Genomic DNA, 24,445 nt, shown 5'->3' with positions numbered 1-24,445 from the left:
GATGAGGCCATCAGATGTTACGCAGCATCCGGCGGACGATTGGCCCATGCGCCTTGCCGACAGGCAGCATGTAGAGGCGGCCGAAGCGGTTGAAACACTGTACCGAGGTGGTCACGCTCAAACGCTGCTGGCCATCCCTCTGCTCATCCAGATCCATGCTCACCATCACCGCCAGGTGCGTGTCACGCGAGGTCAGGACCAATTGCTGGTCGCTGATTGCCTCGACCAGGAAAAAGTCCAGATGCTCACCCACTGCCGGCAAACGTTCGGGGCTGCGCGATGAGAAACCGTGGATAGCAGTGACATTGAAGCGGCGCGAGATGAAATCGCGCAGGCGAAAGGCTTTGGCCAGCCAGCCTGGGACGTCCGAAGTCATGGCGCAGTAGGCCTGGAGAGCGGTCATTGGCGCGCTGACATGCACGCTGTCGCAATGGAGGAAATCCAGGGCGGCCGGGGCGGCGACCAGTTGAGCTGACATGAACAACTCCGTTTGCCATGTGTCGTTGCCATCATAGCAACACTGCACCGCCAAAACTCGATGGCCTTGCACAAGTGCAGAAGCTTGCACTTGCCCTGTGGGAGCGGGTTAACCCGCGAACACCGGCGGAGCCGGTGCCATACACCGCGCCGTCTTCTTCGCGGGTGAACCCGCTCCCACAGGGATTGCGATTCACTTGCGAATTTCTATGCCCTGAATTGTCCCAGGCTGGCACGCAGCTGTGCCGCCAGGTCATCCAGCACCTTGCTGCTGGCGGTGGTCTGCATCACCACCTCGGCCGAGCGTTCGGCCTGGGCGTGTATGGTTTCCACCCGTCCACGCACTGCCTGCGCCCCGCTCGCCTGCTGCTCGGCCGCCCGGGTGGCCAGGCCGATGGCCGCGTGCACCTGCTCCACCGCTGCCTGCACCGACTGCTGGCGGCGCTCGTTGTCACGCAGCACCAGCAGCCCTTCGCTGGCCTTGAGCCCGGCCTGGCTGATGGTGGCCACGGCCTCCTTGGCCCCCTTCTGCAGCGCGGCGATATGCGCCTGGATATCGCCCGTGGAACTTTGCGTCTTGCTCGCCAACGCCCGCACCTCATCGGCCACCACGGCAAACCCGCGCCCGGTTTCGCCAGCACGGGCGGCTTCGATGGCCGCGTTCAAGGCCAGCAGGTTGGTCTGTTCGGCGATGCCGTGGATAACCGTCAGCACCACTTCGATCTGCTCGCTCTGCTTGGCCAGGCGCTCGATCACCTGGGAGCCGGCCTCCACCTGCCCGGCCAGGTTTTCGATCAAACCGGCTAGCTGGGTCGATGTGCGGCTGTTTTCGTCAGTTGCCTGGCGGATATCCACCACCTGCTGCAGGGCGGCCTGCATCGCGTGGCTTTCAGCCTGGGCCTCGTCGGCCATGCTCGACAGGTCGCGCAGGCTGGCCGCCACTTCATCGCGTTGCAGCGCAGCGGCAGCATCGGCGCCGGCATTGCGCTGGGCCATCGCGCCAATCTCAACGCCGGTGCGCTGCGCCACCTCGCCCGCCTCGCGCACGATGGGTTGCAGCTTGTCGACAAAGCGGTTCACCGCCGAAGCCATGTCGCCAATTTCGTCGCGGCTGTCGAGGGGCACACGCTTGGTCAGGTCGCCTTCACCAGCCGCCAGGTCATCGAGGGCAGCAATCAGCAGGCGCAGCTTGCTCAGCACCCGGCGGCCAAGCACCACAGCCACCACCACCAGCACACCCAGGCCGACCAGCATCAGGCCCATGCCGATGCGCCAGCGCAGTTCGGCGGCAGCATCACGCACGGTCTGTGCGGTATTGACCTGCATCGCGGCTGCGCTGCCCTGCGCCTTTTCCAGGCGCTCGCGCAAGGTCTTGCCACTGTCGGCTGCAGCACCGACCAGGCTGTCGCCGACCAGTTGCTCGCCGCTGGCGATCAGTGCGGCGAAGCGCTGGTCGAGGGCCTTGAGCTCCTGGTCGATGCCGGCGGTGGAAACGCCCATCACCACCTTGCCGATTTCTGCACCATTGGGGTTGATCGAGGCCTCGACGAAGTACACCGCCGGGTCGCGCCGGGCCGCGTCGATCACCTTGTCCAGCGCACGCTCGCCCTGGCCTTTGTCCATCAATGCCTGGTTGATCGGGTTTTGCCGGTTCAGGTAGCGAGTCAGGTGCTGGCCCTGGGCGTCGTCGTAGACCACGAACAGCACGTTAGGGTTGCGCTGGGCACGCCGGGCGAAGTCGGAGAGCACCGGCACGTCGTTGTCCCATATCGCCCGCGGTGCGACCGACGCCAGCAGCTCGGCCATATCGTTGGCGGAGTCCTTGAGGTTCTTTTCCAACGTGCTGCGCAGCTGCTGCTGCTCGCTTTGCAGGCGCGCCGACAAACCTGCGCTCAAGCGCTGGCGGGTGCTGCTGGAGAGGCTGTCGAGGCCTGAGCGCACGTCTTGCCCGGCTTGCTCCAGCTCACTGGCGAGCTGGCGGCTGTCATTGCCCAGGCGTTCGCCCAGGTCGGCTTCCAAGGCGGTGACCGTGCTTCGGGTAAGCGCAACGGCGACCAGCACCTGCACCAAAAGAGCGATACCAAGGGCAACAAACACAGGCCGCAAAAGGCGGCTTCGTAACAGTGAGAGGATGGCAGACACGGTGTAACCCTCGTGTTTTCTGGCGCCACTATTTTGATGGCATCTTCAGAAACTTCTTACAGCAAGGGTTGTGCCGGGGGCAGCAGGGATAAGTGCCAAGGTTCAGCAATGGGTTTTCCTGTACTGGCCTCTTCGCGGGCTTGCCCGCTCCCACAGGTACTCCACATGTCTTGAGGCCTGTGGTGTACCTGTGGGAGCTGGCTTGCCGGCGATAGGGCCGGGACAGGCATACCCCACAAATGAAAACGCCGCAGCCCCGTTCAGGGCCACGGCGTCAGATCAGCCTGGAAGGCAGATCAGGCGAACGGATGACGCAGAACGATGGTCTCGTTGCGATCCGGGCCGGTGGAGATGATGTCGATCGGCGCGCCGATCAGCTCTTCGATGCGCTTGATGTAGGCGCGAGCGTTGGCTGGCAGATCTTCCAGGGTTTTCACGCCCAGGGTCGACTCGCTCCAGCCTGGCATCTCTTCGTACACCGGCTCCAGGCCGATGTAGCTGTCGGCATCGGAAGGCGCGTCGATGACGGCACCGTTCTCGTTCTTGTAGCCAACGCAGATGTTGATGGTTTCCAGGCCATCCAGTACGTCCAGCTTGGTCAGGCAGATGCCCGAGATGCTGTTGACGTCGATGGCGCGGCGCAGGATCACGGCATCGAACCAGCCGCAACGGCGCGCACGGCCGGTGGTGGAGCCGAACTCATGGCCACGCTTGGCCAGGGTAGCGCCAGTCTCGTCGAACAGTTCGGTCGGGAACGGACCGGAACCTACGCGAGTGGTGTAGGCCTTGGTGATACCCAGGATGTAGTCCAGGTACATCGGGCCAACGCCAGAACCGGTGGAGATACCGCCAGCGGTGGTGTTGGAGCTGGTGACGTACGGGTAGGTACCGTGGTCGATGTCCAGCAACGAGCCCTGGGCACCTTCGAACATGATGTCCTTGCCGGCGCGACGCAGGTTGTGCAGCTCGGCGGTGACGTCGAGCATCATCGGCTTGAGCTGTTCGGCGTAGGCCATGCATTCGTCCAGGGTCTGCTGGAAGTCGATGGCCGGCTCTTTGTAGTAGTTCACCAGCTGGAAGTTGTGGTAATCCAGCAGCTCACCCAGCTTGGCGGCGAAACGCTCGCGGTGGAACAGGTCGCCCACGCGCAGGCCGCGGCGTGCGACCTTGTCTTCGTAGGCTGGGCCGATACCACGGCCGGTGGTGCCGATCTTGGCTTCGCCACGGGCTTTTTCGCGGGCCTGGTCCAGGGCAACGTGGTACGACAGGATCAGCGGCGCAGCCGGGCTGATGCGCAGGCGCTCGCGCACCGGCACGCCCTTCTCTTCCAGCTTGGTGATTTCACGCATCAGGGCATCCGGGGCAACGACCACGCCGTTGCCGATCAGGCACTGTACGCCTTCACGCAGGATACCGGACGGAATCAGGTGCAGAACGGTCTTTTCACCGTTGATCACCAGGGTGTGACCCGCGTTGTGGCCACCCTGGTAGCGCACTACGGCGGCAGCATGTTCGGTCAGCAGATCGACGATCTTGCCTTTGCCCTCATCACCCCACTGGGTGCCCAGGACGACGACATTCTTACCCATTACATTGGTCCTCATTCACGCAAACTTGGTTGCCGGCCTACTGCCGGCGCAGAAACTCACTGGGCCAGCGGCAGAACCTGCCAGCGCCCGTCTTGCTGAATCAATTGCCGATCACAATCCGCCTCGAGAGCAGCACTCAACGGCTGGCCAGGCAGGGCCTGGACCACACGCTGGCCCTCGTTGCGCAACTGGCAGACTTGCTGCCAGAGGGCCGCGTCGCCACTGTCCGGCATCCAGATGCCGCCAGTTGGCAATACGACCTCCGCTCGCCCCAGTGTGACCAGGGTCTTCAAATCCGTGGAGAAACCGGTGGCCGGGCGGGCCCGGCCGAAATCGGCGCCGATGTCGTCATAGCGCCCGCCCTGGGCGATCGATTGACCTTCGCCCGGCACGAACACGGCGAACACCACGCCAGTGTGGTAGTGGTAACCGCGCAGCTCGCCGAGGTCGAAGTACAGCGGCAGGTCCGGGAAGCGCGACGCCAGGCGATCGGCGATCGCCAGCAGGTCGTCCAGCGCCGCCAGCACGCTGGCCGGGGCACGGCCCAGGCGCACGCGGGCTTCGGCCAGCACTTCGCGGCCACCGCACAGCTCGACCAGCGCGCGCAGCATGTTGCCCAGGTCCTTCGGCAGGTCGGCGGTCAGCACCTGAACTTCATCCACGGCCTTGCGCTGCAGGGCGTCGAACAGCTGCTGCTCGACCGCGCCGGACAGGCCGGCAGCACGGGCCAGGCCGCGGTAGATACCGACGTGGCCGAGGTCCATGTGCACATCCGGCACATCGGTCAGTTGCAGCGTGGCGAGCATCAGGCTGATGACTTCGACATCGCTGGTGGGGCTGGCGTCGCCGTACAGCTCGGCACCCAGCTGGATCGGGCTGCGCGAGGTGGACAGGGCACGCGGCTGGGCGTGCAGCACGCTGCCGGCATAGCACAGGCGGCTCGGGCCTTCACGGCGCAGGGTGTGGGCGTCGATACGTGCCACCTGCGGGGTGAAGTCGGCGCGGAAGCCCATCAGGCGGCCGGACTGCGGGTCCACTACCTTGAAGGTGCGCTGATCCAGGTCCTGGCCGGCGCCGGTGAGCAGCGACTCCAGGTACTCGATATGCGGGGTGACGACCAGTTCGTAGCCCCAACTCTGGAACAGGTCCAACACCTGGCGGCGCGCGATCTCGATACGCGCAGCCTCAGGTGGCAGTACTTCCTCGATGCCATCTGGCAGCAGCCAGCGGTCTACCGTTGCCATTACGCCATTTCCCCTCTGGTCCGGGCGGCTTGCCAGCAGGCTAGCCGTCAGTAAAGCCGGTATCGCGCACAGCAGCGGGCAGCACTGATCCCAGCGCAGCCACCGTACCCGACACCCTCGAATTGCCTTGCGACCTGACCAAACCGTCAACTGGCGGTTTGCCAATCAACCTTGCAGACGCAAAAAAGCCGGGAAATTTCCCGGCTGCCTCATCATACACCCCTTTTCATTCAGGATGCACCCCGCCTGGTGTTTTAGCTGCCAGGCGGGGCGCCGCTGCATGAAAATCAGGGCCTGAGCATCACGGCCTGCTCTTGTCCAGGAAGCGGAAGAACTCGTTCTTCGGGTCCAGGACCAGCACGTCGCTCTTGCTCGAGAAGCTCTCGCGGTACGCCTGCAGGCTACGGTAGAACGCATAGAAATCAGCGTCCTGGGTGTAGGCCTTGGCGTAGATGGCGGCCGCCTGGGCGTCGCCGTCACCGCGGGTTTCCTCTGCTTCGCGATAGGCCTCAGCCAGCAATACGCGGCGCTGACGGTCGGCATCGGCACGGATACCTTCAGCCAGCTCGTTACCCTTGGCGCGGTGCTCGCGGGCTTCACGCTCACGCTCGGTGCTCATGCGGTCGAACACGCTGCGGTTGACTTCCTTCGGCAGGTCGATGGCCTTGACGCGCACGTCGACCACCTCGATACCCAGCTCCTTGGCGGCCATGCGGTTCAGCGAAGCAGTGATGTCAGCCATCAGCGCGTCACGTTCACCGGAAACCACTTCGTGCAGGGTACGTTTACCGAACTGGTCACGCAGGCCGCTTTCCAGACGACGCGACAGACGCTCGTCGGCGATCTGCTTCATGCCGGATGTGGCGGTGTAGAAGCGTTCGGCGTCCTTGACGCGCCACTTGGCGTAGGCGTCGACCATCACCGCTTTCTTCTCCAGGGTCAGGAACCGCTGGGTCGGGGCGTCGAGGGTCATCAGGCGGGCGTCGAACTTGCGCACCTGGTTCACGTACGGAATCTTCACGTGCATGCCCGGCTGGACATCCGCCTGGACCACCTTACCGAAGCGCAGCAGTACCGCACGTTCGGTCTGGGACACGATGTAGAAGCTGTTCCAGGCCACGATGGCCAGGACCACGGCGGCGATCAGGGCGATCAGCGATCTGTTGCTCATCAGCGGCTCTCCCTAGTGCGCAGCGGCTGCTGTTGCTGTTGCAGGTCCTGCGCCGCACGCGCGGCCGCATCGTTGACCGATGGCGACACACTGGCGGTCGGCGCGGACGGGTTGCGGCTGCCTTCGACCATCTTGTCCAGCGGCAGGTAGAGCAGGTTGTTCTGCCCGTCCTTGGTCGCCACCATGACCTTGCTCGAATTGCTGTAGACCTCTTGCATGGTCTCCAGGTACAGACGCTGACGGGTCACGTCAGGTGCCTTGCGGTATTCGGCGACCAGCTTGGTGAAGCGGTCGGCCTCACCCTTGGCGCGGGCGATGACTTCGTCGCGGTAACCGTTGGCGTCCTCGATGATGCGCTGGGCCTGACCACGGGCTTCCGGCACCACGCCATTGGCGTAGGACTCGGCCTGGTTGCGGGCACGCTGCTCGTCTTCGCGGGCACGGATCACATCGTCGAAGGCTTCCTGCACTTCACGCGGGGCTGCCGCGCTCTGCACGTTGACCTGGGTAACGCTGATACCGGTGCGGTAGGTGTCGAGGAAGCGCTGCAGGCGCTCGCGGATATCCACGGCCATCTGCTCGCGGCCTTCGGTCAGCACCTGGTCCATCGAGGTGGAACCCACCACGTGGCGCAGGGCACTGTCGGTCGCGTGCTGCAGGCTGACCTCAGGCTGGTCGACGTTGAGCACGAAGTCCTGCAGGTTGCTGATCTTGTACTGGACGGTCAGCGGTACCTCGACGATGTTCTCGTCTTCGGTCAGCATCTGGCCCTGCTTGGTGTAGGCACGCTCGCGCGTGACGTTCTCCATGTACTTGCGATCGATCGGCGGGAAGTAGATGTTCAGGCCGGGACCGACCGTCTCATAGTACTTGCCGAAGCGCAGCACCACGGCCTGCTCCTGCTCGTCGACCACGTACACGGCGCTGTACAGCCAGATAGCAGCCAGCACAGCCAGGCCGATGCCCAGCAGGCCCAGGCCACCGCCCTTGCCGACATTGCGGTCACCGCCGCCACGTTTCTTGCCACTGCCGAACATGCCGTTCAGGCTGTCCTGCAATTTGCGGAAGGCCTCGTCCAGGTCCGGTGGACCTTTCTTGTCACCACCGCCGCCACCGCCATTCCGGCGACCGCCCCAGGGATCCTGATTGTTCGAGTTGCCACCCGGCTCGTTCCAAGCCATAGCGCTCTCCATCTGATAAAGCAAAGACGCGCCCACGGCGCGCCGTCCAATGCTACAGAATGCCTGTCACTGCTGCCCGGCGACCTCGACGAGCATTTATTGCAAAGTGTGTTGCTCGACAAACACTTGCGGCTCCATGCCTTCGCGGCTGACCAGGCGATTCAGTTCGACCATGGGCAGTCGCACGCTCAGCAGGCTGCGCCCTTCTTCATCATGCTCTTCACTCTGCACGGCACCCAGGGCAAAGAATTGCGCGCGCAAGCGGGCAAAACGCTGCTCCAGACACAGGGTACCGACAAACAGATCATCCCCCAGCAACTCGGCAATCGCCTGGCCGACCAGCTCCAGGCCACGCCCATCGCGTGCCGATACCCAGACCCGTTCCGGCTTGCCATCGGCATTGCGCTGGATCTGCGGCTCGACATCTTCGAGCAGGTCGAGTTTGTTATACACCTCGAGGATCGGCAACCCTTCGGCACCAATCTCGCCCAACACCGCCAATACCTGCTCGATCTGCTCCATGCGCTCAGGCTCATGGGCGTCGATCACATGCAGCAACAAGTCGGAGTTGCTCGACTCTTCGAGCGTAGCCCGAAATGCCTCGACCAGCTTGTGCGGCAGGTGGCGAATGAAGCCCACGGTATCGGCCAGCACGATCGGCCCCAGGTCGTTCAGCTCGAGCCGGCGCAGGGTCGGGTCGAGGGTGGCGAACAGCTGGTCCGCGGCATACACCTCGGATTCGGTCAGGGCGTTGAACAGCGTGGACTTGCCGGCGTTGGTATAACCCACCAGCGATACCGACGGGATGTCCGCACGCTTGCGCCCGCGCCGCGCCTGCTCGCGCTGGCTGCGCACCTTCTCCAGGCGTGACTTGATCTGGCGAATGCGCACCCGCAACAGGCGGCGGTCGGTTTCCAGCTGGGTTTCACCCGGGCCACGCAAGCCGATACCACCCTTCTGTCGCTCAAGGTGGGTCCAGCCGCGCACCAGCCGCGTGCTCATGTGCTCGAGCTGGGCCAGTTCGACCTGCAGCTTGCCTTCATGGGTACGCGCCCGTTGGGCGAAGATATCGAGGATCAGCCCGGTACGGTCGAGCACACGACACTCGAACACACGTTCGAGGTTGCGCTCCTGACTGGGCGTGAGGGTGTGATTGAAAATCACCAGGTCTACCTGTTCGGCATGGACCAGGTCATGCAACTCTTCGACCTTGCCACTGCCAATCAGGTATTTGGCGGAAGGCTGATGCCTTGCCACCGTGACCAGCGAGACGATGTCGGCACCGGCCGACAATGCCAGCTCCTGGAACTCCTGCGGGTCTTCGCGCGCCTCAGGGTTCTGACCTTCCAAGTGAACGAGCAACGCCCGCTCACCACCACCGTGGCGCTCAAAGAACAATGCAGGCTCCTATCAGGCGTTGCCTGGCTCGCTGTCGCCGTGTTCGGAATCGGACGGGCTTGGCAGACGAACCGGACGGGCAGGAACCACGGTCGAGATGGCGTGCTTGTAGACCATCTGGCTGACGGTGTTCTTCAGCAGTACCACGAACTGGTCGAAGGACTCGATCGAACCCTGCAGTTTGATGCCGTTGACCAGGTAGATGGATACCGGGACCTTTTCTTTTCTCAAGGTGTTCAAGTAAGGGTCTTGTAGCGAATGCCCTTTTGACATATGCCGCACTCCTGTAAGGATAAATAATAGAAAATCAAGAAAATCGATAAATTAGGCCGCCCCTTCGCAAGAATAGACGGCAATCAGCAGGGACTCAGCTCAATATGGAGATGGCCCCAAGGTATTTCAAGGTGCGGGACAGATTGTCGCAGGCCAGGCTGTCAAGCCAGTGTACTTCGGGCCAGCCACGCAACCAGGTGAACTGCCGCTTGGCCAGCTGCCTGGTGGCAATGATACCGCGTTCACGCATCTCATTCTCAGTCAGCTTGCCGTCCAGGTAATCCCAGACCTGCCGATACCCCACTGCCCGTATAGACGGCAGCCCGGCGTGCAAGTCACTTCTGGCTCGCAGCGATCGGACCTCGTCGACGAAGCCCTGTTCCAGCATCTGTGAAAATCGTAACGCAATTCGCTGATGCAAAATGTGACGATCTGTAGGAGCAATCGCCAAACTCGCGACAGTATAGGGCAAATGTCCGCCAGCGCCTGCGTCTGCGCCGCGACTTTCCGCGAATTGACGCTGTCGATGTGCCGTCATGCTCTCGCCACTCACCCGGTACACCTCCAGCGCCCGGATCAACCGCTGCGGGTCGTTGGGGTGGATGCGCGCCGCCGACTCAGGGTCAACCTCGGCCAACTGGCGGTGCAACTCGGCCAGGCCCAGCGCTTCGGCCTGGGCTTCCAGCTCGGCACGCACCGCGGCATCGGCCGCCGGCATGTCGGCCAGGCCATCGATCAACGTCTTGTAATAGAGCATGGTGCCGCCCACCAGCAGCGGGATCTTGCCGCGCGCGCTGATCTCGGCCATGGCCTCCAGGGCATCGGCACGGAACTGCGCAGCCGAATAGCTTTCGGCCGGGTCGCGAATGTCGATCAGCCGGTGCGGGTGAGCGGCGAGGATTTCTTTCGACGGCTTGGCCGAACCGATGTCCATGCCGCGGTAGACCAGCGCCGAATCGACGCTGATCAGCTCGCACGGCAGTACTTTGGTCAGCTCGATGGCCAGGTCGGTCTTGCCGGCCGCCGTCGGGCCCATCAGGAATATTGCAGGGGGCTTGCCGCTCATTTCATCGACCGCGCAGGAAGAGTTTGTCCAGGTCGTCCAGGCCCATCTGGGTCCAGGTGGGGCGACCATGGTTGCACTGGCCGCTGCGCTCGGTGTTTTCCATGTCACGCAGCAGGGCGTTCATCTCGGGGATCGCCAGGCGCCGGTTGGCGCGCACGGCGCCGTGGCAGGCCATGGTGCCGAGCAGTTCGTTGAGGTGCGCCTGGATACGGTCGCTGGTGCCGTATTCCATCAGGTCGGCGAGTACATCCTGCACCAGGCGGTTGGCCTCGGCCTGCTTGAGCAAAGCCGGGATCTGGCGGATGGCCAGGGTCTCGGGACCCAGCCGCTGCAGTTCGAAGCCCAGCCGCTGGAACCACTGCGCGTGCTCTTCGGCGCAGTCTGCCTCACGCTGGCTCAGGGCCAGGGTCTCGGGCACCAGCAGCGGCTGGCCGCTGAGGCCTTCGCTGGCCATGGCTACCTTCAGGCGCTCGTACATGATGCGCTCATGGGCCGCATGCATGTCTACCAGCACCAGGCCGATGGCGTTCTCGGCCAGGATATAGATGCCCTTGAGCTGCGCCAGCGCGTAGCCCAGCGGGGGAATGTCACCCTGGCTTTCGGGCAACGCCGTTGGCGCCGCGCCTTCATCCAGCGGCTTGTAAAACTCGCGATACACCGCCTGTGCCTCGGCGGCTGGCAGCGGCTGCGAGGGGCGCGGGGTGTACTGGTACTGGTAACCCGCGCCACTGCCGCCACTGGAAAACGACTGCTGCGGGGCACGCGGCTGCTCGAGCACCGGCGAGGCCAGGCGCATTTCGCCCTGGGGGCCGAACTCACCGGCCTGCTGGCCCGTGGGGCGGAGCACTTCGGGCACGGCAGCAGGCGCCGCCAACTGGTCTTCCGGGCGTACATCGGCCAGGGCGCGATGCAGGGTGCCATACAGGAAGTCGTGCACCGAGCGCCCCTCGCGGAAACGCACTTCGTGCTTGGTCGGGTGCACGTTGACGTCGACGCCGTTGGGCTCCAGCTCCAGGAACAGCACGAAGGTCGGGTGCCGACCATTGAACAGCACATCGCGGTAGGCCTGGCGCACGGCGTGGGCGACCAGCTTGTCGCGCACCGCACGGCCGTTGACGAAGAAATACTGCAGGTCTGCCTGGCTGCGCGAGAAGGTCGGCAGGCCGACCCAGCCCCACAGGCGCAGGCCATTGCGCTCCACGTCGATCGGCAGCGCCTGCTCCATGAAACCCGGGCCGCAGATGGCACCCACCCGCCGCGCACGGGCGGTTTCATCGTGGGCCTCGTGCAGGCTGAGGATGCTCTTGCCGTTGTGGCGCAGGTGGAAGCCGACATCGAAGCGCGCCAGCGCCAAGCGCCGTATCACTTCCTGCAGGTGATCGAATTCGGTTTTCTCGGCCTTGAGGAACTTGCGCCGGGCCGGGGTATTGAAGAACAGGTCGCGCACTTCCACCGAAGTACCCACCGGGTGCGCCGCCGGCTGCACCCGCGGGGTCATGTCGCGGCCTTCGGTTTCCACCTGCCAGGCCTCGGTAGCGCTGGCGGTACGCGAGGTCAGGGTCAGGCGCGCCACCGAGCTGATCGAGGCCAGGGCCTCACCACGGAAGCCCAGGCTCAATACCCCTTCCAGGTCTTCCAGCTCGCGGATCTTGCTGGTGGCGTGACGGGCCAGGGCCAGCGGCAGGTCGTCGGCGGAAATGCCGCTGCCATCGTCACGCACCCGCAGCAGCTTGACGCCGCCCTGCTCCACTTCCACGTCGATACGCCGGGCGCCGGAGTCCAGGCTGTTCTCAAGCAACTCCTTGGCGACAGAGGCCGGCCGCTCGACAACCTCACCCGCGGCAATCTGGTTGGCCAGCCGCGGGCTGAGCAGCTGGATGCGCGAACCGCCACTCATTGCGAGGCCAACGTGGTAGCGGGGATATCGAGGCGCTGGCCGACCTTCAGTTCATCGGTCTTGAGGCTGTTGGTGCTGCGCAGGCTGGTCACGCTGACCTGGTAGCGCACGGCAAGCATCGCCAGGGTCTCGCCAGGGCGTACCGTGTGCTCACGCGGGCCAGCGGCGATCTTGCCGGTGTCGCGCAGCCAGGCGATGTAGGTGCCAGGCGGCGGGTTCTGCTGGAAGTACTGGCGCACACCGGTGTGGATCGAACGGGCCAGGGCCTGCTGATGGCTGGCGGTGGCCAGCTTGGCGGCTTCGTTGTTGTTCGAGATGAACCCGGTTTCAACGAGGATCGACGGAATATCCGGCGACTTCAGCACCATGAAGCCGGCCTGTTCCACCCGCTGCTTGTGCAGCGAGGTAATGCGGCCCATGTTGCCCAGCACCTTCTGCCCGACATTGAGGCTGGAGCTGAGCGTGGCGGTCATCGACAGGTCGAGCAGCACGCCGGCCAGCATGCGGTCCTTGTCGTCGAGGCTGACGTTACCGGCACCACCGATCAGGTCGGAACGGTTTTCCGTGTCGGCCAGCCAGCGCGCGGTCTCGGAGGTAGCGCCGCGGTCGGACAGGGCGAACACCGAGGCGCCAAAGGCGGCGCGGGACGGCGCGGCGTCGGCGTGGATCGAGATGAACAGGTCGGCGCCCTTCTTGCGGGCGATTTCCGTGCGCTTGCGCAGTGGGATGAAGTAGTCGCCGGTACGGGTCAGCTCGGCCCGGAAGCCTTTTTCGCTGTTGATCTGGCGCTGCAGTTCCTTGGCGATCTGCAGCACGATGTCTTTTTCATGCTGGCCACGCGAGCCGGACGCACCCGGGTCTTCGCCGCCGTGACCGGCGTCGATGGCAACCACGATGTCACGCTTGCCGCTGGGTACCGGCGGCAGCTTGATGGCAGGCTGGGCCGGGGTCACCGGTACTGCCGGCGTGGTTGCAGGCGTTGGTGCCGGAGTCGGGGCCGGAGCCGGCGCGCTGGCCGCAATGGCGTCAGCCTCCTGGTCGTACAGGTCGACCACCAGGCGGTTGCCGTACTGGGCGTTGGGCGCCAGGGTGAAGCTTTTTGGGGTGACCGATTTTTTCAGGTCGACCACCACGCGCAGGTCGGTCGGGGTGCGCTGAGCCGAACGCACGCTGCTGATCGGCGTATTGGAGGTAGCCACGTTCAGTGGCGCGGCCAAGGTCGCGCCATTGATGTCGATAACCAGGCGATCAGGTGCGCTCAGGGTGAAGACGCTGTGCTGCACGGGGCCAGACAGGTCGAAGACCAGCCGCGTGTTGTCCGGCGCGCGCCACAGGCGCATGCTCTTGACTTGAGTGACGGCCAGAGCGTCAACGGTCACCGTTGTCAGCAGCAGCCCAACGATGGCGACCAGTGCGCGTATGCGCATACCTACCCCACTTACTGTTTATAGTGTTCGGCCAGTGCAACGCACCAGGCCTCGCCGCGAGCCCCCTGCGGCGAAAGGATCAGCGAGCGTCCGCCCGCTTGGGGGCTTATGGTAATGGTCAGGTCGGGCTTTGGCAAAACGCCCGCACCCTTTTGTGGCCACTCGAACAGGCACAGCGGGTCGCCCTCGAAATAGTCACGAATGCCCATGAACTCCAGCTCTTCCGGATCGACCAGGCGATACAGGTCGAAATGGAACGCCCGCACCTCACCGATCTCGTAAGGTTCGACCACGGTGAAGGTCGGGCTTTTCACTGCACCAGTATGGCCCAGGCCACGAATCAGGCCACGCGACAGCGTGGTTTTGCCCGCGCCCAGGTCACCTTCCAGAAAAATCACGCCGTGACCGCCGGTCACCCCGGCCAGTTGTGCGCCGAATTCGACCGTGGCCGCTTCATCGGCCAGAAACAGGTTTAAGCCAGACACGCAGAATGCTCCTCCAACAACTCACGAATGACCGGCGCCAGATCGCTGGCAGCCAGGCCTCTACCTTTAACGCCCAGACGCTCGCCGGCACAGGCGTGCAGCCATACCCCCAGCCCCGCGGCATGCCAGGCATCCAGGCCCTGGGCCAGCAGCGCCGCCAATACACCGGTCAGCACATCGCCCAGGCCGGCACCGGCCATGGCCGGGTGGCCACGTTCGCACAGCAGCAGCTGCCCGGCCGGGTCGGCCACCAGAGTGCCAGCCCCCTTGAGCACGCAGACGCTGTTGTAACGGCGCGCCAGCTTGCGTGCGGCGCCCGCGCGGTCCGCCTGCACAGCCTCGGTGGAAATGCCCAGCAGCCGCGCCGCCTCCCCGGGGTGCGGGGTAAGGATACTGCCACTGGGCAGGGCCAGCGGGGTGCGCGCCAGCAAATTCAGGGCATCGGCGTCCCACACCTGCGGGCGCTCGGCATTGGCCACCGCCGACAGCAGGCTGCGGCCCCAGGCTGCCTGGCCCAGGCCTGGGCCGACCACCAGCACCGAAGCGCGCTCCAGCACGCCCATCAACTGGTTGGCCGAAGTGGCGCCCAGGCACATGACCTCGGGCAGGCGCGCCAGGCTGGCAGTCACGTGTTCAGGCCGGGTCGCCACGCTGACCAGCCCCGCGCCACAGCGCAGGGCGGCCTCGGCACTGAGCAGCACGGCGCCGCCGGTACCGAGGTCGCCACCGACCACCAGTACATGGCCGAAGTCGCCTTTATGGGCGTGCGCATGCCGTGCCGGCAGGTGCGCGACAGTCACGCTGCTGAGCAATTGAGGGGTATGGCTGGGGTGTTTGGTCTGCGGCATGGGGTCAAAGGCTCCAATGTCTGGCAGAATTATACGCACCTGAGCCCGTATTGCCTTGCCCATCCATGTCCGCCTGTACGCCTGACCTCGCCCAACTGGCCCAACTGGCCCAATCGATCAAGATTTGGGGCCAAGAACTCGGTTTTGCCCATGTCGGCATCGCCGGGGTCGACCTTGGCGAACACGAACACCACCTGCAGCGCTGGCTCGACGCCGGCTACCAGGGCGAGATGGATTACCTGGGCGCCCACGGCAGCAAACGCGCGCACCCGGAGCAACTGATCCCCGGCACGGTACGCGTGGTATCGCTGCGCATGGACTACCTGCCCGGCGACACGCAGATGGCGCAGCGCCTGGCGCAGCCGGAAAAAGCCTACGTATCGCGCTACGCCCTGGGCCGGGATTACCACAAGCTGGTGCGCAAGCGCGTGCAGTTCCTGGCCGATCGCATTCAGGAAGCCATCGGCCCGTTCGGCTACCGCGCCTTCGTCGACAGCGCTCCGGTGCTGGAAAAGGCCCTGGCCGAGCAGGCCGGGCTGGGCTGGATCGGCAAGAACACTCTGCTGCTCAACCGCAAGGCGGGCAGCTACTTCTTCCTCGCCGAGCTGTTCGTCGACCTGCCGCTGCCGGTGGACGAAGCCACCACCAGCGAACACTGCGGGCGCTGCCAGGCCTGCCTGGACATCTGCCCGACCCAGGCCTTCGTCGGGCCGTATGTGCTGGATGCACGGCGCTGCATCTCCTACCTGACCATCGAACTGCGGGGGCCGATCCCCGTCGAGTTGCGTTCGAAGATGGGCAACCGGGTGTTCGGTTGCGATGACTGCCAGATCGTCTGCCCGTGGAACCGCTTTGCCAGGCATAGCCAGGAACAGGACTTCCAGCCACGGCACGGGCTGGAGAATGCCGAGCTGGCGGAGATGTTCCTGTGGGATGAAAGGACCTTCCTGCGCAAGACCGAAGGCGGGCCATTGCGCCGGGCCGGGTATGAGCGCTGGTTGCGCAACCTGGCGGTGGGGCTTGGCAATGCGCCATCGACGATCCCGGTGATCGAAGCGCTGAAGGCGCGGCGCGAGGATGCCTCGGAGCTGGTGAGGGAGCATGTGGAGTGGGCGCTGGCGCAGCACGGCGTTCAATAGCGGTAGCCCCAGAGCCTGCGCAATCCTTGTAGGAGCGGGCGTGCCCGCGAACACCGGCGGAGCCGGTGCCATACACCGCGTTGGCCGCTTCGCGGGCACGCCCGCTCCCACAAGGAAGGTGACACACTCTCGAATATTGTTCCCTGTGCGACAGCGCAGCCCCAAGGGCTGGGCAATCTCCCACAAGGGCCATGTTGTGCCGGAACTGCGTTACTGCTGGTCGTTGTAGTGGAACTTGGGCATTTCCCAATGGAACCGAATCGCCAGCAACCGCACCAGGAACCCGCCAAACAAGGTCAGCAGCATCGCCTGCTCCGCCGGCACCTTGAAATACACACAGCCCAGGTAGAACCACGCCGCGGCAAACGACACGCTGGCGTACAGCTCGCGGCGGAATACCAGGGGAATGTCGTTACAGAAGATATCCCGCAAGATCCCGCCAAATACCCCGGTGATCACCCCGCTGATCGACGCCACCAGCATGCCCTGCCCCATCTCCAGTGCGGTCATGCAGCCGATCAGGGTAAAGGCCACCAGCCCCAGGGCATCGAGCACCAGGAACAGCGAGCGCAGGCGGCGCATCATCGGCGCAATGAAGATGGTCAGCAGCGCCGCACAACTGGTCAGCACCAGGTATTCCGGGTGCTTCACCCAGGTCAGCGGGTAATGCCCGAGCAGCACGTCACGCACCGAGCCGCCACCCAGGGCGGTGACGCAGGCAATCAGCACCACGCCGAACCAGTCCATGCCGCGACGGCCGGCAGACAACGCGCCGGTCATGGCTTCGGCGGTGATGGCGATGAGGTAGAGCATCAACAACATGGTGCGGGGTCCGTGCGGGCGTGCGAGAAAGGCGCGCAGTCTAACCAGTTGCCCATGGCACCAAAAGAGGGCGCAGATACAATATCTGCGCCTTTTCGGCTCACACCTTGATGAAGTGCTCGCGATAGTGGCGCAGTTCGGCGATGGATTCGCGGATGTCGTCCAGCGCCAGGTGGGTGTTGCCCTTCTTGAAGCTGTCACGCACATCAGGCGCCCAGCGTGCAGCCAGCTCCTTCAGGGTCGAGACATCCAGGTTGCGGTAGTGGAAGTAGTTTTCCAGGTTGCGCATGTGCCGGTAGAGGAAGCGGCGGTCCTGGCAGATGCTGTTGCCGCAGATCGGCGACTTGCCTTTCGGTACCCACTGCTCGAGGAAGGCAATGGTCTGCGCCTCGGCTGCGGCCATGTCGACCTTGCTCTCGCGTACGCGCTGGGTCAGGCCCGAAGCGCCATGGGTGCGGGTGTTCCACTCGTCCATGCGCGCCAGCACTTCGTCACTGTGGTGGATGGCGATCACCGGCCCTTCGGCCAGGGTGTTCAGTTCGCTGTCGGTGACGATGGTGGCCATCTCGATGATGACGTCGCTGTCCGGATCCAGGCCGGTCATTTCCAGGTCGATCCAGATCAGGTTCTGTGGGTTTTGCATGCGGGGGCTCCTCGTATAGGCCGTCATAGTAGCGTAGTGGCCAAGGCACGCCCATTCACGGCGCGAAGGTAAGCCAAATGGTCCGGCGCCTGGCGTGCTAAACTGCCTGCCGTTTTCAACCTGCCCCCACGCACGGAATCTTCATGGCCAAACGCCAGCTCAATCGCCGCCAGAACTGGCGCATCGAAAAAATCCAGAACGAGCGCGCCGCGCGTGCGGCCAAACGCGAACAGCACGTGCTGCAGGAACTGGAGGGTGGCGACCTGGGGCCGGAACAGCTGGGCCTGGTGATTGCGCACTTCGGTGTGCAGGTAGAAGTGGAAGCCCAGGACGGCGAAGCCGCGGGCCAGGTGTTCCGCTGCCACTTGCGCGCCAACCTGCCAGCGCTGGTTACCGGCGACCGCGTAGTATGGCGCTCGGGCAACCAGGGCATTGGCGTAATCGTCGCGCAGATGCCGCGCAGTACCGAGCTGTGCCGGCCGAACAACCACGGCCAGCTGAAGCCGGTGGCGGCCAACGTCGACCTGATCGTGATCGTCTTCGCCCCCGCGCCCGAACCGCACCCCAACCTCATCGACCGTTATCTGGTGGCGGCGGAGCACGCCGGCATTCGCCCGCTGCTGCTGCTGAACAAGGCCGACCTGATCAACGACGAGAACGGCCCGGGCCTGCATGCGCTGCTGGAGGTTTACCGCGAGTTGGGCTACCCGCTGCTGGAGGTCTCGGCCCACCACGGTGACGGCATGCAACGCCTGCAGCAGATGCTCGACGGCCACATCAGCGTGTTCGTCGGCCAGTCGGGGGTGGGCAAGTCGTCGCTGGTCAACAGCTTGCTGCCGGACGCCGGCACCCGTGTCGGCGACCTGTCGGAGTGGTCTGGCCAGGGCACCCACACCACCACCACCGCGCGGTTGTACCACTTCCCCAACGGTGGCGACCTGATCGACTCGCCGGGCATCCGCGAGTTCGGCCTGGGTCACGTCAGCCGCAGTGATGTGGAGGATGGTTTCATCGAGTTCCGCGACCTGTTCGGCACCTGCCGCTTCCGCGACTGCAAGCATGATCGCGAACCGGGCTGCGCGCTGCTCAAGGCGCTGGACGAGGGGCGTATCAAGCAGCAACGGATGAACAGCTACCGCTCGATCATTGCCAGTTTGCCGGAAGACGCTTACTGACCGCTTGCCCCCCTCAGGTTCTGCGCCGGTTTCAGCTACGGCGCGATCCTGTGGGAGCGGCCTTGCGTCGCGAAAGGGGCGCGCAGCGGCCCCAGATATCAGCATTAATACAAATATTGCCGGGGCCGCGTTGCGGCCCTTTCGCGACACAAGGCCGCTCCCACAAGGGACCGCGCCGGACGAAAAACGGTTTACTGGTCCTTGGCCTCATCCATCTTCAGCGTCCCCTCTTCGAAGATGTTCAGCTTCTGGCGCAGTTCACGCGGCTGCATGGGGGCCTGTCCGGCCTCCCCTGGCGCCGCCGGTGCCGCAGCGGCCGGCGGCGCAGGCTCGGCAGCCGGTGCTTCCGGCGCGCCCTGCTCGCCTTCGATATTGCGCTGGGCCTTCTTGGTCAGCACGATGATGTCGATGCGGCGGTTGACCGGGTTGAACGGGTCCTTGCGATCGAACAGCGACGACGAGGCATAACCCACCACCCGCGCCACCTGGTCATCCGGGTAGCCGCCGGCCACGAGTGCACGGCGCGCGGCGTTGGCGCGGTTGGCCGACAGTTCCCAGTTGCCGAACTCGCCACTACCGGCATAAGGCTTGGCGTCGGTGTGGCCACTGATGCTGATCTTGTTCGGCACCGCCTTGATGGTGTCGGCCATGGCCAGCAGGATGTCCTCGAAGTACGGCTGCAGGCGCGCGCTGCCAATGTCGAACATCGGCCGGTTCTCGGCGTCCATGATCTGGATGCGCAGGCCGTCCTGGGTGATCTCGAACAGGATCTGGTCCTTGAACTTCTGCAGCTGCGGGTTCTCTTCCACCTTGTTCTGCAGTTCCTGCAGCAGCAACTCCAGGCGCTCACGCTCGACCTGCTCGGCCATGGTCTCCACCTGGTCCTTGTCCAGCTGGATGCTGGTATCAGGCGTCGGCTCCGACTTGGCTTCGGGGTTGATGGTCTTTTCCGGCGCCAGCTGAGGCGAGCCGCCCAGGTCGATGACGTAGGGCGTTCCGCTTTCCGAGAAACCGATCGGGTCCTTGAAGTAGCCGGCAATGGCGATCTTCTGTTCCGGCGTGGCCGTGGACAACAGCCACAGCACCAGGAAGAACGCCATCATCGCCGTGGCGAAGTCGGCGAAGGCGATTTTCCAGGCGCCGCCGTGATGGCCGCCGCCAAAGCGCTTGACGCGCTTGACGATGATGGGCTGATTGTTCTCCATGACTCAGCGACCGCGAACCGCTTGTTCCAGTTCGGCGAAGCTTGGGCGGTGCTTGGGGTACAGCACCTTGCGCCCGAACTCGACCGCCAGCGAAGGCGGCATGCCCGAGGCCGAGGCCACCAGCGAAGCCTTGATCGATTCGTAGAGGTTCAGCTCTTCCTTGGCATCGTGCTCCAGGCACTTGGCCAATGGGCCGAAGAAGCCGTAGGCCGCCAGGATACCGAAGAAGGTACCCACCAGTGCCGCACCCACATGGAGGCCGATAGAGGCCTGGTCACCGTCGCCGAGCGAGGCCATGGTCACCACGATACCCAGTACCGCCGCAACGATACCGAAGCCGGGCATGCCGTCGGCGATGCCGGTCACCGCATGGGACGGGTGCTCCAGTTCTTCCTTCATGCTCAGCAGTTCCATGTCGAACAGGCCCTCGAGCTCGTGCGGGGCCATGTTGCCGGTGGACATGATGCGCAGGTAGTCGCAGACGAACGCGGTCATGCGCTCATCGGCCAGCACCGTCGGGTACTTGGCGAAGATCGGGCTGGCGGCGGCATCCTCGATGTCGGCCTCGATGGCCATCATGCCTTCGCGTCGGCTCTTGTTGAGGATCTCGTACACCAGGCCCAGCACTTCCAGGTAGAAGGCATGAGTGAAGCGCGAGCCGAACATCTTCATCGACTTCTTGATGACGTGCATGGTCATGTGGCCAGGGTTGGCCTGCAGGAATGCACCAAAGGCCGCACCGCCGATGATCAGTACTTCGAACGGCTGGATCAGCGCCGCGATCTTGCCGTGGGAAAGCACGTATCCGCCGAGCACGCTCGCGAATACGACGATGATGCCGATAATTTTAGCCATAGGTTCAAAGCACTTGCTGTCGTGGTCAGGGGAAGAGACGGGAGCTTTAAAACTCTTCTTCTACTTATCGGCAGAACTGCGCCAGACTATAGCCACTCAATGCGAAAAGCCAGTTCGGACTGATGTCAAAATGCCAATTGAAACCAAGGTGCCCGCTCAGGCTCCACGTACGCTAGAGGCCTGGGTAAAGCTGCTCGAGAGTGTTCGCATCCCCGTGCCGAAGCACAGCTACGACCGGGTCATGGCCGCCATCCACGATAGCCGCCGCTCGCTGCGCGATATCGCCGAACTGATGCAGGATAGCCCGGCACTGGTGCTGTCGGTGATGCGCGAAGCCAATCACCCCACCAATGCCAGCCTGGCAGAGCCCGCCGAAAGCCTGGAAGTCGCCCTCAACCGCCTGGGCCTGGAGCGCAGCGAACAGCTGCTCAAACGCCTGCCAGCTGTGCCCGTCGAAGAAATCCCACCGGTACTGTGCCAGTTCCAGCTGATCAGCCAGCACGCCTCGCAGCAGGCCAGCGGCCTGTTCGCCAGCCGCCTTGCACGGCTGTGGCAGGAAATCCACTGGGGCAGCCTGTTGTTCCTGTCGCCACTCTGGCCGCTGGCGCTGGCCTACCCCAAGCTGCTCGATACCTGGGAGCTGCGGGTTATCCACAAGGGCGAAGACGCCGCCCATGTCGAGGAAGAACTGTTTGGCGTGCGCATCATGGAGCTTTGCCAGACCATGGCGGAGTACTGGCGCCTGCCACAATGGGTGACCCAGGGTTACCGCCTATTGCTGGAAGAACGCGAACAACTGGCCCAGGTGCTCAGTATCGCCCGCGACCCGGACCTGCTCAGCCAGCAACACCGCCTGGACGCCGAGCCTGGCCTGCGCCGCTGGTTCAACCAGCCGGCCAACACCGTGCTGCTGGCCAACAACCTGGCCCTGGCGGCACAGGTGGGCTGGGACAACCCGCACCTGCTGCGCTGGCAACTGTTGACCGCACTGTACCTGCAGACCTCGCTGGAAGACGTGCAGCAGCAGGTGCACCAGCAGGCTGCGGCCAGCGCCCGCCGCCATGCCCAGCATGCCCTGTTCCACCCGGCCGAAGCGCTGATCTGGCCCTGGCACCAGCGCCGCCCGCACCCAGACATGCTGGCTCCGCCACCGCCCACCAGCGACGAACTGGCGCGCTGGCGCAAGCTGTGCCAGGACCTTCTGGCCCAGCCCAGCCCGTTCACCAACAGCGTGCACCTGGCCACGCAGGTTATCGAGGCCCTTCTGGCCTCTGGCATGCAGCGGATCCTGCTGCTGAGCCTGGACAAGGCCAACGACCAGCTGCGCGTGCAACAGATGGCCGGCCTGCCCAAGGAAGCCGGGGCACTGGTACTGCCGGTGGCACAGAACAAACTGCTGCAAAAGCTGCTGGCCAAGGCCGGGCAATTGCGTATCACCCCGGAAAACCACAGCCAGTTCTCGGCCCTGCTGCCGGCCCCGCTGCGTGCCTTGTTCCGCAGCGAACACGTGCTGCTGCGCTCGCTGGCGGTGGCGGACCAGGTGCTGATGCTGATGGTGGCTGACCAGGGCTGCCGGCCCCTGGCCGATATCAGCGTGCAAGCCTTCGGCAAGACCGCACAGTGCACCGAACGGGCGCTGTCGGTGTTTGCCAACCGCAAGGCCTGAGCCTTGCGCTACAATCGCCCCTCTTTCCACACTGGAGACCGTGGATGACTGACTTTTCCGGCCTGCCCCTGGTGATCGAAGCCGCGGACCTGCTGTCGCGCCTGGATTCGCCACAGCTGATCCTGGTCGACCTAAGCAGCGCCAACCGCTATGTCAGCGGGCATATCCCCGGCGCACGCTTCGTCGAAGGCAAGCGTACCCAGCTCGGCCAGCCCCCCGCGCCCGGCCTGCTGCCGGCCCTGGGCGAGCTGGAAAAACTGTTCAGCGAACTCGGCCACCGCGACGATGCCGTGTATGTGGTGTATGACGATGAGGGCGGCGGCTGGGCCGGGCGCTTCATCTGGCTGCTCGACGTGATCGGCCACAAGCGTTACCACTACCTCAATGGCGGCATCCAGGCCTGGCCCGCCGACAAGCTCTCCACAGAAGTGCCCGCCAGCGGCAACACGCCGGTGCACCTGCGCATCGACAGTTCGCCCACCGCCACCCGCGAGTACCTGCAAAGCCGCCTGGGCGCCGACGATCTGGTCATCTGGGACGCCCGTGGCCCGCAGGAATTCAGCGGCGAGAAAGTGCTGGCAGCCAAGGGCGGCCACATCCCCGGCGCGATCAACTTCGAGTGGACCGCCGGCATGGACCTCAACGACCACCTGCGCATTCGCCAGGACATCGCCGAAGTCCTGCAGAAACTGGGCATCACCCCCGACAAGGAAGTGATTACCCACTGCCAGACCCACCGCCGCTCCGGTTTCACCTACCTGGTGGCCAAGGCCCTCGGCTACCCGCGCGTCAAGGCCTACGCCGGCTCGTGGAGCGAATGGGGCAACCACCCGGACACGCCTGTAGAAGTCTAAGGAACCTGCATGAAATCCCGTTTGTTCATCATCAGCCAGTACCTGCTGCCGCACCACCTGCTGTCGCGGCTGGCCGGCTGCATCGCCGAGTGCCGCGTGCGCTGGTTCAAGAACGCCTTCACCGCCTGGTTCGCCAAGCGTTACCAGGTCAACATGAGCGAAGCGCTGGTCGAGGACCTGAGCGCCTACGAGCACTTCAATGCATTCTTCACCCGCGCCCTGAAGCCGGGTGCCCGCCCGCTGGACGAGACCCCGGGCGCCATCCTGTGCCCGGCCGACGGTGCCGTGAGCCAGCTTGGCCCGATCGAGCACGGCCGCATTTTCCAGGCCAAGGGCCACGGTTTCAGCGCGCAGGAGCTGCTGGGCGGTGACCCGGCCATGGCCGCGCCGTTCATGGGCGGCGAGTTCGCCACCATCTACCTGTCGCCCAAGGATTACCACCGCGTGCACATGCCGCTGGCCGGTACCCTGCGTGAAATGGTCTACGTGCCGGGCCGCCTGTTCTCGGTCAACCAGACCACCGCAGAGAACGTCCCCGAGCTGTTCGCCCGCAACGAGCGCGTGGTCTGCTTGTTCGATACCGAGCGCGGGCCGATGGCCGTGGTGCTGGTTGGCGCGATGATCGTCGCTTCGATCGAAACCGTGTGGGCCGGGCTGGTGACGCCACCCAAGCGTGAACTGAAGACCTTCCGCTACGACGAAGCCAGCCGCGCGCCGATCCACCTGGAGAAAGGCGCCGAACTGGGCCGTTTCAAGCTGGGGTCGACTGCTATCGTGCTGTTCGGGCCGGAGCAGGTGAAGTGGGCGGAGAATCTGGGTGCTGGTTCCGCGGTGCGCATGGGGCAGCAGTTGGCGGCGCCTGTGCAGGTTTGATTGCCTGATGGAACC

The 24,445-nt window shown here is 64.5% G+C and carries 22 protein-coding genes and 1 pseudogene; 5 read left to right on the top strand and 18 right to left on the bottom strand.

The window, feature by feature from the left end:
- Positions 1 to 10: 10 nt before the first annotated feature.
- From CAG22_RS02675 to CAG22_RS02605, 14 genes and pseudogenes are all read right to left on the bottom strand, one after another.
- Positions 11 to 478, bottom strand: a complete 468-nt coding sequence (locus CAG22_RS02675; protein WP_085691363.1) for a DUF2867 domain-containing protein — start codon at positions 476 to 478, stop codon at positions 11 to 13.
- 206 nt (positions 479 to 684) lie between these two features.
- On the bottom strand, positions 685 to 1,389 hold the full coding sequence (locus CAG22_RS28930) for a methyl-accepting chemotaxis protein (RefSeq protein WP_371053067.1): 705 nt from the start codon (positions 1,387 to 1,389) through the stop codon (positions 685 to 687).
- 201 nt (positions 1,390 to 1,590) lie between these two features.
- Positions 1,591 to 1,731: pseudogene (locus CAG22_RS28925) on the bottom strand (hypothetical protein); the annotation flags it as partial.
- Between the two features lie 1,184 nt (positions 1,732 to 2,915).
- Positions 2,916 to 4,208 (bottom strand): adenylosuccinate synthase, encoded by a 1,293-nt coding sequence (locus CAG22_RS02655; RefSeq protein WP_085587924.1) that lies wholly within the window; start codon positions 4,206 to 4,208, stop codon positions 2,916 to 2,918.
- 56 nt (positions 4,209 to 4,264) lie between these two features.
- Positions 4,265 to 5,452 carry an ATP phosphoribosyltransferase regulatory subunit gene (locus CAG22_RS02650; protein ID WP_013974431.1) on the bottom strand — a complete coding sequence of 396 codons (1,188 nt, stop codon included), beginning with the start codon at positions 5,450 to 5,452 and terminating at the stop codon, positions 4,265 to 4,267.
- A 301-nt stretch (positions 5,453 to 5,753) separates the two neighbouring features.
- On the bottom strand, positions 5,754 to 6,623 hold the full coding sequence (gene hflC, locus CAG22_RS02645; protein ID WP_013974432.1) for a protease modulator HflC: 870 nt from the start codon (positions 6,621 to 6,623) through the stop codon (positions 5,754 to 5,756).
- Entirely contained in the window at positions 6,623 to 7,804 is a 1,182-nt protein-coding gene (gene hflK / locus CAG22_RS02640; protein ID WP_025340824.1) for an FtsH protease activity modulator HflK, read from the bottom strand. Before hflK ends, hflC begins: the two co-directional genes overlap by 1 nt.
- A 96-nt stretch (positions 7,805 to 7,900) precedes the next feature.
- Positions 7,901 to 9,202, bottom strand: a complete 1,302-nt coding sequence (gene hflX, locus CAG22_RS02635) for a ribosome rescue GTPase HflX (RefSeq protein ID WP_015272005.1) — start codon at positions 9,200 to 9,202, stop codon at positions 7,901 to 7,903.
- A 12-nt stretch (positions 9,203 to 9,214) separates the two neighbouring features.
- Positions 9,215 to 9,475, bottom strand: a complete 261-nt coding sequence (hfq, locus tag CAG22_RS02630; protein WP_003258160.1) for an RNA chaperone Hfq — start codon at positions 9,473 to 9,475, stop codon at positions 9,215 to 9,217.
- Positions 9,476 to 9,569: 94 nt separating this feature from the next.
- Positions 9,570 to 10,541 carry a tRNA (adenosine(37)-N6)-dimethylallyltransferase MiaA gene (miaA, locus tag CAG22_RS02625; RefSeq protein ID WP_085704284.1) on the bottom strand — a complete coding sequence of 324 codons (972 nt, stop codon included), beginning with the start codon at positions 10,539 to 10,541 and terminating at the stop codon, positions 9,570 to 9,572.
- 1 nt (position 10,542) lies between these two features.
- Positions 10,543 to 12,438 (bottom strand): DNA mismatch repair endonuclease MutL, encoded by a 1,896-nt coding sequence (gene mutL / locus CAG22_RS02620; protein ID WP_085587918.1) that lies wholly within the window; start codon positions 12,436 to 12,438, stop codon positions 10,543 to 10,545.
- Positions 12,435 to 13,865, bottom strand: coding sequence for an N-acetylmuramoyl-L-alanine amidase (locus tag CAG22_RS02615; protein ID WP_085704282.1), 1,431 nt, complete (start codon positions 13,863 to 13,865; stop codon positions 12,435 to 12,437). Before CAG22_RS02615 ends, mutL begins: the two co-directional genes overlap by 4 nt.
- A gap of 11 nt (positions 13,866 to 13,876) precedes the next feature.
- Positions 13,877 to 14,350 carry a tRNA (adenosine(37)-N6)-threonylcarbamoyltransferase complex ATPase subunit type 1 TsaE gene (tsaE, locus tag CAG22_RS02610; RefSeq protein WP_025340827.1) on the bottom strand — a complete coding sequence of 158 codons (474 nt, stop codon included), beginning with the start codon at positions 14,348 to 14,350 and terminating at the stop codon, positions 13,877 to 13,879.
- On the bottom strand, positions 14,338 to 15,198 hold the full coding sequence (locus tag CAG22_RS02605) for an NAD(P)H-hydrate dehydratase (RefSeq protein WP_085691366.1): 861 nt from the start codon (positions 15,196 to 15,198) through the stop codon (positions 14,338 to 14,340). Before CAG22_RS02605 ends, tsaE begins: the two co-directional genes overlap by 13 nt.
- A gap of 65 nt (positions 15,199 to 15,263) precedes the next feature.
- Between CAG22_RS02605 and queG the strand changes: the two genes are divergently transcribed.
- A complete protein-coding gene (queG, locus tag CAG22_RS02600; protein WP_085704280.1) occupies positions 15,264 to 16,337 on the top strand; it encodes a tRNA epoxyqueuosine(34) reductase QueG in 1,074 nt (357 codons plus the stop codon).
- Between the two features lie 210 nt (positions 16,338 to 16,547).
- Here queG and CAG22_RS02595 read toward each other — a convergent pair whose 3' ends face one another.
- Both CAG22_RS02595 and orn read right to left on the bottom strand, forming a co-directional pair.
- Positions 16,548 to 17,159, bottom strand: coding sequence for a trimeric intracellular cation channel family protein (locus CAG22_RS02595; protein ID WP_013974442.1), 612 nt, complete (start codon positions 17,157 to 17,159; stop codon positions 16,548 to 16,550).
- Positions 17,160 to 17,259: 100 nt separating this feature from the next.
- Positions 17,260 to 17,802, bottom strand: coding sequence for an oligoribonuclease (orn, locus tag CAG22_RS02590; RefSeq protein ID WP_025340831.1), 543 nt, complete (start codon positions 17,800 to 17,802; stop codon positions 17,260 to 17,262).
- 143 nt (positions 17,803 to 17,945) lie between these two features.
- On the opposite strand from orn, the gene rsgA reads away from it, so the two are divergent.
- The gene (gene rsgA, locus CAG22_RS02585) at positions 17,946 to 18,977 is read left to right on the top strand and encodes a small ribosomal subunit biogenesis GTPase RsgA (protein WP_025340832.1); all 1,032 of its coding nucleotides are present in this window, start codon (positions 17,946 to 17,948) and stop codon (positions 18,975 to 18,977) included.
- A gap of 191 nt (positions 18,978 to 19,168) precedes the next feature.
- On the opposite strand, the gene motB is transcribed toward rsgA, so the two are convergent.
- Positions 19,169 to 20,182 carry a flagellar motor protein MotB gene (motB, locus tag CAG22_RS02580; RefSeq protein WP_085587910.1) on the bottom strand — a complete coding sequence of 338 codons (1,014 nt, stop codon included), beginning with the start codon at positions 20,180 to 20,182 and terminating at the stop codon, positions 19,169 to 19,171.
- Between the two features lie 3 nt (positions 20,183 to 20,185).
- Positions 20,186 to 21,037: a flagellar motor stator protein MotA gene (gene motA, locus CAG22_RS02575; protein WP_015272014.1), complete on the bottom strand. Its 852-nt coding sequence runs from the start codon at positions 21,035 to 21,037 to the stop codon at positions 20,186 to 20,188.
- A 130-nt stretch (positions 21,038 to 21,167) separates the two neighbouring features.
- On the opposite strand from motA, the gene CAG22_RS02570 reads away from it, so the two are divergent.
- From CAG22_RS02570 to asd, 3 genes are read left to right on the top strand one after another with little or no spacing between them, the layout of a single operon-like run.
- Positions 21,168 to 22,703: an HDOD domain-containing protein gene (locus CAG22_RS02570; protein ID WP_085587908.1), complete on the top strand. Its 1,536-nt coding sequence runs from the start codon at positions 21,168 to 21,170 to the stop codon at positions 22,701 to 22,703.
- 44 nt (positions 22,704 to 22,747) lie between these two features.
- Positions 22,748 to 23,557, top strand: a complete 810-nt coding sequence (locus CAG22_RS28685) for a rhodanese-like domain-containing protein (protein WP_085704278.1) — start codon at positions 22,748 to 22,750, stop codon at positions 23,555 to 23,557.
- A 9-nt stretch (positions 23,558 to 23,566) separates the two neighbouring features.
- Positions 23,567 to 24,430 (top strand): archaetidylserine decarboxylase, encoded by an 864-nt coding sequence (gene asd / locus CAG22_RS28680; protein ID WP_085704276.1) that lies wholly within the window; start codon positions 23,567 to 23,569, stop codon positions 24,428 to 24,430.
- Positions 24,431 to 24,445 lie beyond the last annotated feature (15 nt).

Source organism: Pseudomonas sp. B8(2017) (genome assembly GCF_002113575.1).
Classification (GTDB): Bacteria; Pseudomonadota; Gammaproteobacteria; order Pseudomonadales; family Pseudomonadaceae; genus Aquipseudomonas; species Aquipseudomonas putida_Z.
Note: the sequence above shows the minus strand (reverse complement) of the source record. Positions and strands in the feature narration are given on the sequence as shown.